Origin of the sequence: Pseudomonas sp. IT-196MI5 (genome assembly GCF_949767415.1) — a bacterium.
In the GTDB taxonomy this organism is placed as follows: domain Bacteria; phylum Pseudomonadota; class Gammaproteobacteria; order Pseudomonadales; family Pseudomonadaceae; genus Aquipseudomonas.
The window spans coordinates 1-16833 of record NZ_CATKPZ010000033.1 but is presented as its reverse complement, the minus strand read 5'-3'; the positions used below and the strand labels follow the sequence as shown (position 1 = coordinate 16833).

The window sequence follows — 16833 nt, the reverse complement described above, 5'->3', positions numbered from 1 at the left end:
GTGCTGCTTTTATGCTAAAGGATAGATGCCGAATCCGCATTCAATAACGTTGTAGGATGTTTCTGTGTGTTGCGAAGTTCTTTTCGCACAAATGATGATGAGTCAGAAGCTTCTGTTCATTGGATAGGTTTATTCGCCATCGCTTGTAGAGATGTACTTGATGCGGATGTGCCGTTAGGGGAGAGGCAGTGGATGACGGAGGAGGGGAGAGGAGGGCTGTATGACGTCTGGACGTTGAATGATCAGGTCTCCGTTCGCAACGCGCAGAACAGAGGTGCCTTCTAAATCGCCATCGCGAGCAAGCTCGCTCCCACAGGGTTGGCGTATAGCCACAGATTTGTGAACTACTACAAATCCACTGTGGGAGCGAGCCTGCTCGCGAATGCAGGCGACGCGGAGTTACGCCTGGTGGCTAATGCGCCCATCCACCAGGGTGTAACGCACCACACCCGGCAGGCTGTGGCCAATGAACGGGCAGTTTTCGCCCTTGGACAGCCAGCTTTCACCCGCCACGGTGGAGGCCGCCGGGTCGAACAGCACGATGTCCGCCGCACTACCCACCGCCAGTTTGCCTGCCGGCAGGCGCAAGGCCTCGGCGGGGCCGGCGCTCAGGCGCTTGAGCAGTGTCGGCAGGTCCAGCAAGCCGTCTTCGACCAGGGTCATTGCCAGTGGCAATAGCAGTTCAACGCTGCTGATGCCCGGCTCGGTCGCGCCGAACGGTGCCAGTTTGGCGTCACGCTCATGGGGTTGGTGATGACTGGAGATGGCCGAGATCACCCCCGATTTCACCGCTGCGCGCAGGCCCTCGCGGTCGGCGCGGGTGCGTAGCGGCGGCTGGACGTGATACAGGCTGCTGAAGTCGATCAGCGCTTCGTCGGTCAGGATCAGCTGGTACAGGGCGACATCCGCGGTCACCTTCAGGCCCCGGGCCTGGGCCTGGGCGATCAGTTCAACACCGCGGGCGCTGGTGAGCTGGCTGAAGTGCGCGCGCACGCCGGTCTGTTCAACCAGCAGCAGATCCCGGGCCAGGGCGACGGTCTCGGCGCTTTCCGGAATGCCCGGCAAGCCAAGGAAGCTGGCGGTCGGACCTTCGTGAGCCAGGCCACCCTCGGCCAGGTCGTGATCCTGGGAGTGGAATATCACCGTCAGGTCGAAAGTCGCTGCGTAGTCGAGTGCGCGGCACAGGGTGCGGTTGTTGCGGAAACTCTCCAGACCATTGCCGAAGGCCACGCAACCGGCATCGCGCAGTGCCACGAGCTCTGCCAGCTGTTCGCCGTCCAGGCCTTTGCTCAGGGCGCCAATCGGGAAAACTTTGGTGTTGCCGGCCTCACGGGCGCGGTCGAGGATCAGTTCGGCCACCGCCGAGGTGTCCAGCACCGGTTTGGTCTTCGGCGGGCAGCACAGGCTGGTCACGCCGCCAGCCGCTGCCGCGCGGGTTTCGCTGACAATCGAGCCTTTGCGGCTGTAACCCGGCTCGCGCAGGGCTACGTTGAGGTCGACCAGGCCGGGAGCGGCCACCAGGCCTTTGGCGTCGATCGTGTCGACGGCGACAAAGCCGGCTGGTGCTGCGCCAAGGGCGACGACTTTGCAGGCTTCAATGTGGATATCGGTCACTTGATCCAGGCAACTGGCCGGATCGATTACGCGGGCACCGAGAATGCTGAGCTTCACTGGGCGTTCTCCTGCTCGAATTGGCGCTGGGCTGTTTGCCCGCTCATGGCCATGGACAGCACAGCCATACGAATCGCGATGCCATAGGTCACTTGGTTGAGGATCACCGAGTGCGGGCCGTCGGCCACCGCCGACTCGATTTCCACGCCACGGTTGATCGGCCCCGGGTGCATCACGATGGCATCGGGCTTGGCACCGGCCAGGCGCGCGGTGGTCAGGCCGAACAGGCGGTAGAACTCGCCCTCGCTCGGCAGCAGGCCGCCGGTCATGCGTTCACGCTGCAGGCGCAACATGATCACCACGTCGACATCTTTCAGGCCTTCGGTCATGTTGGTGTAGACCTTCACGCCGTATTGCTCGATGCCGATCGGCAGCAGGGTTTTTGGCGCGATCACGCGGATGTCCGGGCAACCTAGGGTTTTCAGGGCCAGCATGTTCGAGCGTGCGACCCGCGAGTGCAGGATGTCGCCGACGATGGCCACCGAAAGGTTTTCGAACCCGCCCTTGTGCCGGCGGATGGTCAGCATGTCGAGCATGCCCTGGGTCGGGTGCGCGTGCCGGCCGTCGCCGCCGTTGATGATCGCCACCTGTGGGCAAACATGCTCGGCGATGAAGTGCGCGGCACCGGAATCACCGTGGCGTACGACGAACATGTCGGCGGCCATGGCTTCCAGGTTGCGCAGGGTGTCGAGCAGGGTTTCGCCCTTGCTCGCCGACGACGTGGACACGTTGAGGGTGATCACGTCCGCCGAGAGCCGCTGGGCCGCCAGTTCGAAGGTGGTGCGGGTACGGGTCGAGTTCTCGAAGAACACGTTGCACACGGTCTTGCCGCGCAGCAACGGGACTTTCTTCACGGCCCGGGCGCCGACTTCGAGGAAGGAGTCGGCAGTGTCGAGGATTTCCGTCAGCAACTCGCGGCGCAAACCGTCGAGCGAGAGGAAATGGCGCAGCTGGCCCTGATCATTGAGCTGCAGCGGGCGCTTGGTTTCTAGAGGCGTCATCGCGAGGGGGACTCTCAATAGGGCGAATTAAAGGGCGAGGTCTTGCAGTTCGAGCGCGAGCTCCGGGCCAGACAGCTTCACCCGTTCGTGGGCCGCCAGGGACAAAGTCGCGCCCACCACGTTCGGGCGGATTGGCAGCTCGCCGGCGTCCAGGTCCAGCAGGCACACCAGCGTCACGCTGGCCGGGCGGCCGTAGTCGAACAGTTCGTTCATGGCGGCGCGGATGGTCCGACCGCTCATCAGCACGTCGTCGATCAGCACCAGGTGCTGGCCTTCGATCTCGAACGGCAGCGCCGAAGGGCGAACCTGCGGGTGCAGGCCGCTCTGGCTGAAATCGTCGCGGTAGAAGGACACGTCGAGAGTGCCGAGGGGCTCATGGCTGCCCAGTTCCTTGAGCAGGGCCTGGGCCACCCAGACGCCGCCGGTACGGATGCCAATGAAACGCGGGTCGCTGATGCCTCGTTTGGCCAGATAAGCGTCAAGTCGGGTTGCCATCTGGCTGACCAGTTCGGCGGGATTGGGCAGGCTCATGGTTGCTCCTTCTTGGGTTCGAGCCAGCTTGTGCGCAAAATGGCTCGGGTTGCAGCTAATGGAGACGCACAACGGCTCTTCAGGACTCGAACAGTGCGCCATTTTCGTCGAGCCAGCCTTGCAGCAGCAGGGCGGCGGCGATGGCATCGACCGGGTTGTCGCGGTAACTGCCTTTCTGGCCGCCCCGGGCCAGGCGTTCGCCCTTGGCCTCAAAAGTGGTCAGGCGTTCATCGTGGGTATAAAAGGGCAGGTTGAAGCGGCCGTTCAGGCGCCGGGCGAACTTTTCCGCGCGGGCGCACATGTCACTGGGGGTGCCGTCCATGTTCAACGGCAGGCCGACCACCACGGCATCGGGTTTCCACTCTTTGATGAGGGCTTCGACCTGGTTCCAGTCAGGAATGCCGTTCTGCGCTTTCAGGGTGCACAGCTCGCGGGCCTGGCCGGTCACCACCTGGCCGACCGCAACGCCGATCTGTTTGGTGCCGTAGTCGAATCCGAGAATCAGCCGCAGGGCCATCAGGCGTGCCCCGCCTGGCTGGTCAGGAGGCTGAGGTTGATGCCCAGGTGCTTGGCCGCCGCCTCCAGGCGCAGTTCGCTGCTGGTGTTGAACAGGATGTCGGCGTCAAACGGGCAGGTCAGCCAGGCGTTCTGCGCCAGTTCGGCCTCCAGCTGTCCGGCTTCCCAACCGGCATAGCCGAGGGCGATCAGGCTTTTTGCCGGGCCGACGCCGTCAGCGATGGCGAACAGTATGTCCTGGGTGGTCGACAGGGATAATTCGTCTTCCAGATCAACGGTTGCCTGGAAGCTCAGCCCCTTGGGGTGAAGGACGAAGCCGCGATCTGTCTGCACCGGGCCGCCGATAAAGATCGGCACATGCTGGCAGAGCACTGGCGGTTCGATATCCGGGCGCAATTGCTCAAGGATATCGGCCAGGCTCAACTCTTGCGGACGGTTGATCACCAGCCCCATGGCACCATTGGCCGTGTGCTCGACGATGTAGGTCAAGGTGTGCGCAAAGTTCGGGTCGGCCATGTGCGGCATGGCGATCAGGAATTGATGCTTGAGGTAGCTGGGGCTGACGTTTTTCATGAACGCTAGTGTGGCGTTCGAGGGGCGAACTGACAAGCTGGGGATGCATAGGAAATGCCTCAAGTCCCCACTGACGACTTGGATTTCTGTGGGAGCGAGCTTGCTCGCGATGGCGGCCTGGCAGTCGACATCTTTGTTGGATGTGAAGTTGTCATCGCGAGCAAGCTCGCTCCCACAGGGTTTCGGGGTGGTCAATTGCTTGAGAGTCGATCCCCGCGGGCAAACTTCCAGGTGCGGATGATCTCCAGCCGGTCAACATCCGACAGATCCCCGGTAAACGGTGCAAACGGTGCCGCCAGCCGCACGATCCGCTGCGCCGCCTGGTCCAGCAGCGGCTGGCCGGAGGATTCCAGCACCAGCACTTCATACAGCGAGCCGTCGCGATTGATCGACACCATCAAGCGCAAGTTGCCGTAGATCTGTTTGCGCCGCGCTTCGTCGGGGTAATTGAGGTTGCCGATGCGCTCGACTTTCTTGCGCCATTCGTCCTTGTACCAGGCGCCCTTGTCGCGCATGGTCGAGGCCGCGCTCAAGCGGTGAATGCGCGGGCGCTTGGCGTACAGCTGTTGCTCGGCGGCCAGTTCCGCTTCCAGGCTGGCGATGTCGCTGGACAGCTGCTCGCTGTCGAACGTCGGTGCCTGGACCTGGGATTTGACCTCGGTCTTGGGCTCCTCGGTCTTGGCGGGGGCTTTTTTCGGTTTCGGTGCCACGGTGGTCACGGCAGCCTTGGGCGGGGCTTCCTGCGTTTCAGGCTTGGCGGCCGGCGGTGGCGTGACCTTTTGCACTTTGTTGTCCTGGAACGGCGCGACCTCGGTGGTCTTGGGAATCGCCTTTTTATCCAGGGTGCCGCTGCCTTGCTGATTCTCCTGGGCGAGGAAGTCGGCCTTTTCAGGCTTCTTTTCGCTTTTGAAGGTGGCGAGGGTGATTTCCAGGGTTTTGCTGATCTGCTTGGGTTCGACCACTGCAAACCCGACACCCAACAGCAAGGCCAGGTGGATCAGCGCCGCCAGAAAAAGGGTAAAACCGAGGCGATCGGCCGGGCGCACGCCACGGTGGGCGAGTTCGGCAGGCAGATCGGACGGGAGGGTCATGACAAGGAAACCAACATCGCGTTTTCACAGGCCGCGCATGATAACGCAATGTTGGTTTGGCTAATCAACGTGCCTTGAGCTTCTGATCGATGGCATCCATCAGCAGGCCGCCGATGTCGGTACCAAACGCGTTATCAATCTCGCGAATGCAGGTCGGGCTGGTGACGTTGATCTCGGTCAGTTGCTCGCCGATCACGTCCAGGCCAACGAACAACAGGCCTTTTTCACGCAGGGTCGGGCCGACTTGCGCGGCGATCCAGCGGTCCTTGTCGGTCAGCGGGCGGGCTTCGCCACGGCCGCCGGCGGCGAGGTTGCCACGGGTTTCGCCCGCCGCGGGAATTCGTGCCAGGCAGTAATCCACGGGCTCGCCGTCAATCATCAGGATGCGCTTGTCGCCATCGACGATGGCCGGCAAGTAGCCCTGGATCATGATTTGCTGCTGGCCATGCAAGGTCAGTGTTTCGAGGATCACCGACAGGTTCGGATGCCCTGCGGTGTGGCGGAAGATCGAAGAACCGCCCATGCCGTCCAGCGGCTTGAGGATCACATCGCCATGATGGTCGGCGAATTCGCGCAGCACGTCAGGGCGACGGCTGACGATGGTCGGCGGCGTGCATTGCGGGAACAGTGTGGCAAACAGCTTTTCGTTGCAGTCGCGCAGGCTTTGCGGCTTGTTGACCACCAGCACGCCAGCGCGCTCGGCCTGTTCCAGCAGATAAGTGGAGTAGACGAACTCCATGTCGAACGGCGGATCCTTGCGCATCAGGATCACGTCCAGGTCGCTCAGCAGCGCGTCGCTTTCGGCGCCCAGTTCGAACCATTTTTCCGGGTTGGCGAACACCTGCAGCGGACGCATCCGCGCCCGCGCCTGGCCTTCGCCCTGATACAGGTCGCGCTGTTCCATGTAGAACAGTTCCCAGCCACGCTTCTGCGCGGCCAGCAGCATGGCCAGCGAGCTATCCTTTTTATAGGAAATGCTGGCGATAGGGTCCATGACAATCCCGACGCGAACGCTCATTGGGTTTTCCTCGAAATTTTGGGGGCTTGTGTCGATCTGCAGGAGCGAGCTTGCTCGCTCCTGCAAGTCAGGCCAAAGGGTCATATAAAAGTGGCGTCAGAGTGGCGCTGAGTGTGTTCCCGGTCAAGGAAAAACCACCTTGCAGGTCGGCCGATAGATTGGATTTGGAGACTGTGCTAAAAAGACTGCCATGTCGTGCCGGCCCTTGAGCATCAAGGGTTTCGAGCCGCGTTAACCGGCAAACGGACAATTTGTTTCGCAAAGGCGACGGTAGAGCATTTTATGGAACGGTACCCCAGCGCCTTGAAGGTCATGGTGATCGACGATTCGAAGACGATCCGTCGCACCGCCGAAACGCTGCTCAAGAGCGTGGGTTGTGAGGTCATCACGGCCATCGACGGCTTCGATGCCCTGGCCAAGATTGCCGACAACCACCCCGGCATCATCTTTGTCGACATCATGATGCCGCGCCTGGATGGCTACCAGACCTGCGCCCTGATCAAGAACAACAGCGCGTTCAAGTCCACGCCGGTGATTATGCTGTCGTCCAAGGACGGGCTGTTCGACAAGGCCAAGGGGCGCATCGTCGGCTCCGACCAGTTTTTGACCAAGCCTTTCAGCAAGGAAGAATTGCTTGATGCGATCCAGGCCCATGTACCTGGTTTTGCCGCCGTTTTGCCGCAGTAGGACACGCACAGTGACGCTCGGCCATCGGGCCCGGTGTCGACAAGAATGGGGAAGAGCATGGCACGTATTCTGATCGTCGATGATTCGCCGACCGAAATGTACAAACTGACCGGCATGCTGGAAAAGCACGGTCATGAAGTGTTGAAGGCCGAAAACGGCGCCGACGGTGTGGCCCTGGCCCGCCAGGAAAAACCCGACGCGGTGCTGATGGACATTGTCATGCCCGGCCTCAACGGCTTCCAGGCGACCCGTCAGTTGACCAAGGACCCGGAAACCGGACACATCCCGGTGATCATCATCACCACCAAGGACCAGGAAACCGACAAGGTCTGGGGCACGCGCCAAGGCGCCAAGGACTACCTGACCAAACCGGTCGATGAAGAGACCCTGATCAAAACCCTGAACAACGTGCTGGCCGGTTGATCATCCGGTCATGAACGAGTCGCTGACGGCTTTCGAACTGCTGCTGCAAATCGACCGGCGCTGTCGTTTGCTGGCGGCGGACTTGCCGTCCCAGCCGGCCCGGCGGGACAGCTGGAGCGGTATCGGTTTTCGCCTGGGCGAGCACTGGTACGTCGCGCCCATGAGCGAAGTCAGCGAAGTCCTGCATGAGCCGCGCGTCACTCAGCTACCGGGGGTCAAACCCTGGGTCAAGGGTGTCGCCAACCTGCGCGGGCGTTTGCTGCCGGTCATGGATTTATGCGGCTACTTCGGGCATGAGCTTTCGGCAGTGCGCCGGCAGCGGCGGGTGTTGGTGGTGGAACATGAAGAGATGTTTGCCGGGTTGCTGGTCGATGAAGTCTTTGGCCTCCAGCACTTTGCCCAGGACAGCCTGGAGCCGGTGCCGGCAGACGAGTTGAAGGGGCCGATGGCGGCGTTCCTCAAAGGCCGGTTTCAGCGCGAGCAGTGCTGGCAGGTGTTCAGCCCGTTTGCGTTGACGCAGTCTCAGGGGTTCATGAGCGTCGCGGTGTAGTTGGAGCAACAGAGAACCTTGTGGGAGCGAGCTTGCTCGCGATGACGGACTTGCAGCCAGCATTAATGTCGACTGACACACCGCTATCGTCGGAGCGCCGCCCGGAGCAAGCTCGCTCCCACAGGTTCCTCGGCAAGTCTTTGAAGGTGTGGGTTAACAGGCGAGGACCGATGATAAAAGCAAAAGCAGGCAAGCCAATGGAAGGGTCGCGCAGCCGGTCGCAGATTATCGTGCTGTTCATCGCGCTGATCGTCTTTATCATGCTGCTGTTCGCCAACTTCGCGTACCTCAACACCCAGGCTACCTACGACAAACAGTACATCGGCCACGCGGGCGAGCTGCGTGTGCTGTCCCAGCGTATCGCCAAGAACGCTACCGAAGCCGCCGCCGGCAAGGCTGCCGCGTTCAAGTTGCTAAGTGATGCGCGCAACGATTTTGCCCAGCGCTGGGGTTACCTGAAGAAAGGCGACCCGGCCACCGGCCTGCCGCCGGCCCCTGCCACCGTGCGTCCGGAGATGCGCGCGGTGCAACAGGACTGGGAGCGCCTGCTGAAAAACACCGATGCGATTCTTTCCAGCGAGCAAACCGTACTGTCGCTGCATCAGGTCGCCGCGACCCTGGCCGAAACCGTGCCGCAGTTGCAGGTCGAGTACGAAAAAGTCGTCGAGATCCTCCTGCAACGGGGCGCCCCGGCGGCTCAGGTGGCCATGGCCCAGCGCCAATCGCTGCTGGCCGAGCGGATCCTCGGCGCGGTCAACACGGTGTTGGCCGGCGACGAAAATTCACTGCAGGCTGCCGATGCGTTCGGACGTGACGCGACGCAGTTCGGCAAGGTGCTCAACGGCATGCTCCAGGGCGACCCGGCGCTCAAGGTCAGCCAGGTCGAAGATCGTGACGCCCGTGCGCGTCTCGCGGAAATCTCCGAACTGTTCGAATTCGTGTCGGGTTCGGTGGACGAGATCCTCGAAACCTCGCCGGAGCTGTTCAAGGTCCGCGAATCGGCCTCGAACATTTTCAGCCTGTCGCAAACCCTGCTCGACGAAGCCTCACACCTGGCCAGCGGGTTCGAAAACATGGTCGGCGGGCGCACCACCGACACTATCGGAGGTTATGTGCTGGGCTTGCTGGCGCTGGCTTCGATCATCCTGATCGGCATGGTGATGGTGCGCGAAACCAATCGTCAGTTGCACGAAACCGCCGAGAAAAACGAGCGTAACCAGAACGCGATCATGCGCTTGCTCGACGAGATCGAAGACCTGGCCGACGGTGACCTCACGGTGACCGCCTCGGTGACCGAAGACTTTACCGGCACCATCGCCGATTCGATCAATTACTCCGTCGACCAACTGCGCGATCTGGTCGCGACCATCAACCTCACCGCCGGCCAGATCGCCGCCGCCGTACAGGAAACCCAGGCCACCGCCATGCACCTGGCCCAGGCGTCGGAACATCAGGCCCAGCAGATTTCCGAGGCCTCCATGGCGATCAACGACATGGCCGAGTCCATCGACCAGGTGTCGGCCAACGCAGCGGAATCTTCGGCGGTTGCCGAACGCTCGGTGGAAATCGCCAACAAGGGCAATGAGGTGGTGCACAACACCATCCACGGCATGGACAACATTCGCGAGCAGATTCAGGACACTGCCAAACGCATCAAGCGCCTGGGTGAGTCGTCCCAGGAAATCGGCGACATTGTCAGCCTGATCGATGACATTGCCGACCAGACCAACATCCTTGCTCTCAACGCGGCCATCCAGGCGTCCATGGCCGGTGACGCCGGCCGCGGTTTCGCCGTGGTCGCCGATGAAGTGCAGCGCCTGGCCGAGCGCTCATCCGCTGCCACCCGGCAGATCGAAACCCTGGTGCGGGCGATCCAGACCGACACCAACGAAGCGGTCATCTCCATGGAGCAGACGACGACCGAAGTGGTACGCGGCGCCCGTCTGGCGCAGGATGCAGGTGTGGCCCTGGAAGAAATCGAAGGCGTGTCCAAGACGCTTGCGGCGCTGATCCAGAGCATTTCCAATGCGGCGCAACAGCAGACGTCGTCGGCCGGTCAGATTTCCCTGACGATGAACGTGATCCAGCAGATCACTTCGCAGACGTCGTCGGGTTCCACTGCTACGGCCGAGAGCATCGGTAACCTGGCGAAAATGGCCAGTCAGTTGCGTCGTTCGGTGTCCGGTTTCACCTTGCCGGCGGCCAAGGCTCAGGCTGTGGACAAAGCGTGAATCGCCCGCGGGTAGAACTATGGTGACTGAAGTGGTTATGGGTGATCGGCACGACTATGTGGCCCTCGAATGGGTCAAGGGCGAGATTGCCGAAACGCTGAAACAGGCTCATCACGCGATTGAAAACCTGCTCGATGACCCGCAGGCGACGCAAGCGCTGGATGATTGCCTTTCGTGCATCCATCAGGTCCACGGCAGTTTGCAGATGGTCGAGTTCTACGGCGCGGCATTGCTCGCCGAAGAAATGGAACAACTGGCCATGGCCTTGCAGGACAACCGTGTCAGCCATCGCGACGAGGCGTTGCACCTGTTGATGCAGGCCCTGGGGCAGCTGCCGATCTACCTCGACCGGGTGCAGGGTGCACGCCGCGACTTGCCTCTGGTGGTGTTGCCACTGATCAACGACCTGCGCAGCGCCCGCGGCGAAAACCTGCTGTCGGAAACCAGCCTGTTCAGCCCGCAATTACCCGAGTTACCAGCGCTGGACGCAGAAACGCTGGCACAACTGGAGCCGGCCGAATTGCCCAGTGTGCTGCGCAAGCTGCGGCAGATGCTGCAAATGGCGCTGGTCGGTTTCCTGCGTGAACAGGACAACGACACCAACCTCGATTACCTGGCCAAGGTCTTCACCTGCCTCGAAGCACTGTGCGCCAATGCACCCCTGAGCCCGTTATGGCAGGTGGCATCGGCGCTGGTCGAAGGCATGCAAGGCGGCGCGATCGCCAATAGCCCGGCCTTGCGCAGCCTGTTCAAGGATGCCGACAAGGAACTCAAGCGCCTGCTCGAACAAGGCATTCAAGGCATCAACCAGCCGGCGCCGCCGGAGCTGCTCAAGAGTTTGCTGTTCTACATTGCAAAGGCCGAACATCCCACCGGGCAGATGCTGACCATGAAAGAACGCTACTCACTGGACGACGCTCTGCCCGACAGCGCGATGGTCGATGAAGAACGCGCGCGGCTGGCCGGTCCCGACCGTGACGCCATGCGCTCGGTGCTGGCCGCGCTGTGCGAAGAGCTGGTGCGGGTCAAGGAACGTCTGGATCTGTTCGTGCGCAGTGACCGCCAGCACACCTCTGACCTCGAGAGCCTGCTGGCACCGCTGCGGCAAATCGCCGACACCCTGGCGGTGCTGGGCTTCGGCCAGCCGCGCAAGGTGATCATCGATCAATTGGCGGTGGTGCTCAACCTCGCCCAGGGCCAACGCGAACCCAACGATGCGATCCTCATGGACGTTGCCGGGGCCTTGCTGTACGTCGAAGCGACGCTGGCCGGCATGGTCGGTACCGTGGAGCAGGAGAGCCAGGATGACAATCGCCTGCCGACCACCGACCTGACGCAGATCCATCAGATCGTGATCAAGGAGGCCCGCATCTGTTTGCAGCAGGCCAAGGACATGATCGTCGACTACATCGACGCCGACTGGGACCGCCAGCATTTGCAGGCGCTGCCGGCCTTGCTGACCCAAGTGCGCGGCGCGCTGGCGATGGTTCCGCTGGGCCGGGCGGCGAGCCTGGTCGAAACCTGCAATCACTTTATCCGCGAGCACCTGTTGCTCGAACCGGGTCAACCGGGCTGGCAGGAACTGGACAGCCTGGCCGACGTGATCACCAGCATCGAGTACTACCTCGAGCGCCTCAGCGATGACCCGCAAGCGCAGGGTGAAAACCTGCTCGATGTCGCGGAAAAAAGCCTGGCCAGCCTCGGGTTTTCCCCCAGTGAGCAGCATGTGCCAGTGCTTGATGATGTGCTTAACCCGACCGAAGCGCAGGTGATGCAAATGATGCAGGAGCTGGATGATCCGCAGATCGTCCAGACCCTGGCCGATGTGCTTGCCAGCCCGGTTTCGAGCCTGAACCCACCCGCCCTGAACACTCCGGGCAGCCTGCTGCCGCCGCCAGCAGGCGAAGAGCCGGTGGACGAGGAACTGCGTGAGGTGTTCCTCGAAGAAACCGACGAAGTCCTGGAGATCCTGCGTGAGTACTTGCCGCGCTGGTCGGTCAACCCTGACAACCGCTCGGCCCTGAGTGAGCTGCGCCGTGCCTTTCATACCCTCAAGGGCAGTGGTCGAATGGTGCGCGCCCTGGTGCTGGGCGAGCTGGCCTGGGCCGTGGAAAACCTGCTCAATCGTGTACTGGAAGGCAGCGTGGAACCAGGCGCTGCGGTGCAGCAACTGATCGACGATGTGCTGCAGTTGCTTCCGGAGCTGGTGGCTGAGTACGCCGCCAATGCCCAGCGCCAGCGCAGCGATGTCGATCAATTGGCTGCCCGCGCCCATGCCCTGGCCAAGGGCGATGAGCCGGTGTCCGATGAGGATACGCAGGATGTCGCGGCCCTCGACCCGCTGTTGCTGGAGATCTTCCGCAAAGAGGCCGAAACCCACTTGGGCAGCCTCCATCGCTTCCTTGATCAGGCCGCCGAGCATTTGCCGTTGCCGGCCAGCGACGAATTGCAGCGCGCCTTGCACACCCTCAAGGGCAGTGCCTCGATGGCCGGCGTGTTGCCGATTGCCGAACTGGCCGCACCGCTGGATCAATTGGCCCGGGAATACAAGGCGCACCTGATCGCGCTGGATCTGGATGAAGTCGAATTGCTGCTGGAAGCGGAAGGACTGTTCCGCCTTGGTTTGCGCCAGCTCAAGACCGATCCGCTGACGGAAATTCCCGGCGCCCGGGGTTTGACCGAGCGAGCCAGGGCGCTGCTGGCCGAGCGTCTGGAAAACCTTCTGAACACACCGAACACCGGGCTGCGGATCAAGCGCGATCCGCAACTGATCAACAACTTCCTCGCCCAGGGCATGGACATCCTGCTGGACGCCGAAAGCCTGTTGCAGCGTTGGCAGCAGCACCCCGGCGAACGTCAGGAACTCAGCGCACTGCTGGACGAATTGACCACCCTCGGCGAAGGCGCCCATCTGGCCGACCTGCACCCGGTGGATGAGCTGTGCGAAGCGTTGCTCGACCTGTACGGTGCCGTGGAAGAAAGCAGCCTTGCCGTCAGCGAGCGGTTTTTCCATGAGGCACAGGGGGCCCACGAAGCGCTGATCAACATGCTCGACGAACTGGCCGCGGGCCAGGAAGTCAGCCCGCAGCCACAACGGATCAGGGCCTTGCGCGAACTGCTCGACGAGAGCCTTGACCCGTCGGCCATGGGTCTGATCCGCAGCGATGGCAGCCGTAGCCTGAGCATCCGTGACCTGTCCGATGCCACCGCCGAGCTTGAAAACACCGCGCGCCCCCCTGTAGGAGCTGGCTTGCCAGCGATGGACGTAAACGATGACGCGTTGTCATTGGATAAACGCGGCGCCGGTGAGCCCATCGCGAGCGAGCTCGCTCCTACAGGAGAGGGGCGCGAGCTGGATGCGGAAATCGTTGCGATCTTCCTTGAAGAAGCGGTGGATATCCTCGACAGCGCCGGTCAGGCCTTGCAGCGCTGGTTGCGCGACCCGGACAACGCCGCGCCGCTGTCGTCCCTGCAACGGGATTTGCACACCCTCGAGGGCGGCGCACGCATGGCCGAGGTCGGGCCGGTCGGCGATCTGGCCCATGAACTGGAAAGCCTTTACCAGGGTCTGGTGGACCGTCGTTACGCTTTCAGCGATTCACTGGCGGTGCTGCTGCGACAGAGCCATGAGCGACTGACGTTGTACCTTGAACAGCTGCAGCCCAACCAGCCACTGGACGATTCCCGCGATCTGATCGAAGCCATTCGTGCCTACCGCCAAGATCATGCGGGCGGCGCCGAGGCAGCCCGGCAGGCGACTGATAGCGACTCCGCCGGGCACGATCCGCAATTGCTGGAAATATTCCTCGAGGAAGGTTTCGACATCATCGAAAGCTCCGGGGCGGCGCTGGAACGCTGGCAGGCCCAGCCTTCGAATCGGCAGGAAGTGGAAACCCTGCTGCGCGACCTGCACACCCTCAAGGGCGGCGCGCGCATGGTGGAAATCGCCGCGATTGGTGATCTGGCCCACGAACTGGAGTTCCTCTACGAAGGTCTGTCTACCGGCGTGTTGCAACCGACGGAACCATTGTTCGCGCTGTTGCAGCGCAGCCATGACCGCTTGGCGCAGATGCTCGATGCGGCCCGGGCCGGTGAGTCGATGCCGCCGGCCGATCGCTTGATCGATGCGATCAGGAACTTCAGCCACCCGGCCATGCCTGAAGCCCCCGCGCCGATTGCTCCGCCGGCCACGCCCAAGGCGGAGCCGCTGGTGCCGCCGTCCGATGCCGGCACCGACATGGTCAAGGTCTCGGCGGAGCTGCTTGACGATCTGGTCAACCTGGCCGGTGAAACATCGATCTTCCGTGGCCGGATCGAACAGCAGGTCAACGACGCGCACATCGCCCTGAATGAGATGGAGACCACCATCGAGCGGATGCGCGACCAGTTGCGCCGCCTCGACACCGAAACCCAGGGGCGGATTCTCAGCCGCCAGCAAGTCGACGCCGAACGCCTGGGCTACGAAGAGTTCGACCCGCTGGAAATGGACCGCCACTCGCAGTTGCAGCAATTGTCCCGGGCGCTGTTCGAATCGGCCTCTGACTTGCTCGACCTCAAGGAAACCCTCGAGCGACGCAATCAGGACACGGAAAACCTGCTGCAACAGCAGGGCCGCATCAACACCGAATTGCAGGAAGGCCTGATGCGCACGCGCATGGTGCCGTTCGAGCGCATGCTCCCGCGTTTGCAGCGCATCGTCCGGCAGGTGTCCAGTGAACTGGGAAAGGACGTGGATTTCATCGTCGATAACGCCGAAGGCGAAATGGACCGCAACGTTCTCGAACGCATGGCCGCACCGCTGGAACACATGCTGCGCAACGCCGTCGACCACGGCCTGGAGTCTGTCGAAGCGCGGCTCGCGGCGGGGAAACCGGCCAAGGGCAAGATCACCCTCGATCTGCTGCGCGAAGGGGGCGACATCATTTTCGACATCCGCGACGACGGCGCCGGTGTGCCGCTGGACGCGGTGCGGCGCAAGGCGATCAAGCGCGGCCTGCTCGCCTCGGACAGTGTCATCAGTGATCACGACGTGTTGCAGTTCATCCTGCAACCGGGGTTTTCCACCGCAGAAAAAGTCACCCAGATCTCCGGGCGCGGCGTCGGCATGGACGTGGTGCACGAAGAGGTGCGGCAACTGGGCGGCACCATGAGCATCGACTCGGTGCCGGGGCAGGGCGTGCATTTCCGCATTCGCCTGCCGTTCACCGTATCGGTCAACCGCGCACTGATGGTGCAGTGCGGTGAGGACCAATACGCGATCCCGCTCAATACCATCGATAGCATCGTGCGTGTCCTGCCCAATGAACTCGAAGGGTATTTCCGTTTCGATTCGCCGACCTACGAATACGCCGGACAACGTTACGAGCTGTGCTACCTGGGTGAGTTGCTGAAAACCAGCCCGCGCCCGAAGCTGTTGGGCCAGAGCCTGCCATTGCCGGTGCTGCTGGTGCAGTGCAATGAGCGGCACATCGCGGTGCTGGTGGACGCCATGGCCGGTACTCGCGAAATCGTGGTCAAGAGCCTGGGGCCGCAGTTCGCGGCGGTGCAAGGGGTGTCGGGGGCGACGATTCTCGGAGACGGCCGGGTGGTGCTGATTCTGGATTTGCTGGCGCCGATCCGTGCCATGCAGGCCCGAGTGCCCCAGCGTCCGGCGGGGCAGGAAGTCGAGGCCGAACCGCATCGGCCGCTGCTGGTGATGGTGGTCGACGACTCGGTCACCGTGCGCAAGGTCACCAGCCGCTTGCTCGAACGCCATGGCATGAACGTGCTGACCGCCAAGGACGGGGTCGATGCCATGCTGCTGCTGGAAGAACACATGCCCGACCTGATGTTGCTGGACATCGAGATGCCGCGCATGGATGGCTTCGAAGTCGCGACCCAGGTGCGCAATGACGAACGCCTGCGACACCTGCCGATCATCATGATCACCTCCCGCACCGGACAGAAACACCGCGACCGCGCCATGGCCATCGGCGTCAACGACTACCTGGGCAAGCCGTACCAGGAATCGGTGTTGCTCGAAAGCATCGCCTTGTGGAGCAAGACCCATGCTTGAGCACCGCACCAGCAACCTCACCGGCCTGCTGCTGCCATTGGCCGACCGAAACCTGATCCTGCCCAACGTCGCCGTTGCCGAGCTGATCGACTACCAGCAGCCGGGGACCTTCGACCTCGACACGCCGCCGTGGTACCTGGGCCTGGTGACGTGGCGCGACCGGCAGATTCCGCTGCTGAGTTTCGAGTCGGCCTGCGCGCAGAATATCGTCATCGGCGAACGTGCGCGGATCGTGATCCTCAACGCCCTCGGCGGGCGCCCCGAGCTGAAGTTCATCGCGCTGTTGGTGCAGGGGATTCCGCGTTCCTGCAAGCTCGACAGCCAGTTGAGTTACGTGGATGTGCCGTTGTGTGCGTTGGAGCAGGCGGCGGTGCAGGTGGGCGAGCAGGTGGCCAAGGTGCCGGATTTGTTGGCGTTGGAGGAGTTGTTGGTAGATGCCGGGTTGATCGACTGATGCCGATTTTTGTGTTGATGGTGTTGACGCCT

13 protein-coding genes are annotated in these 16833 nt (G+C 62.3%); 6 read left to right on the top strand and 7 right to left on the bottom strand.

All coding sequences use genetic code 11. The features are described 5' to 3' along the window. Nucleotides 1-399: 399 nt before the first annotated feature. The 7 genes from ACM6IK_RS18410 to gshB form a co-directional block, all read right to left on the bottom strand. A complete protein-coding gene (locus ACM6IK_RS18410) occupies nt 400-1671 on the bottom strand; it encodes a dihydroorotase (protein ID WP_414875488.1) in 1272 nt (423 codons plus the stop codon). Further along, complete coding sequence (locus ACM6IK_RS18405) at nt 1668-2672, bottom strand: aspartate carbamoyltransferase catalytic subunit (protein ID WP_414875487.1); 1005 nt, start codon at nt 2670-2672, stop codon at nt 1668-1670. The genes ACM6IK_RS18410 and ACM6IK_RS18405 overlap by 4 nt, the downstream gene beginning before the upstream one ends. A gap of 27 nt (nt 2673-2699) precedes the next feature. Next, nucleotides 2700-3203: a bifunctional pyr operon transcriptional regulator/uracil phosphoribosyltransferase PyrR gene (pyrR, locus tag ACM6IK_RS18400; RefSeq protein ID WP_108217047.1), complete on the bottom strand. Its 504-nt coding sequence runs from the start codon at nt 3201-3203 to the stop codon at nt 2700-2702. A gap of 79 nt (nt 3204-3282) precedes the next feature. Beyond that, nucleotides 3283-3720: a Holliday junction resolvase RuvX gene (ruvX, locus tag ACM6IK_RS18395; RefSeq protein WP_057398155.1), complete on the bottom strand. Its 438-nt coding sequence runs from the start codon at nt 3718-3720 to the stop codon at nt 3283-3285. Beyond that, nucleotides 3720-4292 carry a YqgE/AlgH family protein gene (locus ACM6IK_RS18390; protein ID WP_414875486.1) on the bottom strand — a complete coding sequence of 191 codons (573 nt, stop codon included), beginning with the start codon at nt 4290-4292 and terminating at the stop codon, nt 3720-3722. Before ACM6IK_RS18390 ends, ruvX begins: the two co-directional genes overlap by 1 nt. Nucleotides 4293-4483: 191 nt before the next feature. Further along, complete coding sequence (locus ACM6IK_RS18385; RefSeq protein ID WP_223456711.1) at nt 4484-5383, bottom strand: energy transducer TonB; 900 nt, start codon at nt 5381-5383, stop codon at nt 4484-4486. 64 nt (nt 5384-5447) lie between these two features. Further along, nucleotides 5448-6401 carry a glutathione synthase gene (gshB, locus tag ACM6IK_RS18380; RefSeq protein WP_414875485.1) on the bottom strand — a complete coding sequence of 318 codons (954 nt, stop codon included), beginning with the start codon at nt 6399-6401 and terminating at the stop codon, nt 5448-5450. 282 nt (nt 6402-6683) lie between these two features. Here gshB and pilG point away from each other — a divergent pair, with 282 nt between their 5' ends. The 6 genes from pilG (at nt 6684) to ACM6IK_RS18350 (ending at nt 16801) form a co-directional block, all read left to right on the top strand. Beyond that, on the top strand, nt 6684-7088 hold the full coding sequence (pilG, locus tag ACM6IK_RS18375; RefSeq protein WP_414875484.1) for a twitching motility response regulator PilG: 405 nt from the start codon (nt 6684-6686) through the stop codon (nt 7086-7088). A 57-nt stretch (nt 7089-7145) separates the two neighbouring features. After that, complete coding sequence (pilH, locus tag ACM6IK_RS18370; RefSeq protein WP_008068134.1) at nt 7146-7511, top strand: twitching motility response regulator PilH; 366 nt, start codon at nt 7146-7148, stop codon at nt 7509-7511. 10 nt (nt 7512-7521) lie between these two features. Next, nucleotides 7522-8061: a chemotaxis protein CheW gene (locus ACM6IK_RS18365; protein WP_414875483.1), complete on the top strand. Its 540-nt coding sequence runs from the start codon at nt 7522-7524 to the stop codon at nt 8059-8061. 170 nt (nt 8062-8231) lie between these two features. After that, a complete protein-coding gene (locus ACM6IK_RS18360) occupies nt 8232-10292 on the top strand; it encodes a methyl-accepting chemotaxis protein (RefSeq protein WP_414875482.1) in 2061 nt (686 codons plus the stop codon). 37 nt (nt 10293-10329) lie between these two features. Continuing rightward, the gene (locus ACM6IK_RS18355; RefSeq protein WP_414875783.1) at nt 10330-16347 is read left to right on the top strand and encodes an Hpt domain-containing protein; all 6018 of its coding nucleotides are present in this window, start codon (nt 10330-10332) and stop codon (nt 16345-16347) included. Further along, a complete protein-coding gene (locus ACM6IK_RS18350; protein WP_414875481.1) occupies nt 16340-16801 on the top strand; it encodes a chemotaxis protein CheW in 462 nt (153 codons plus the stop codon). The genes ACM6IK_RS18355 and ACM6IK_RS18350 overlap by 8 nt, the downstream gene beginning before the upstream one ends. The last annotated feature ends 32 nt before the right edge of the window (nt 16802-16833 follow it).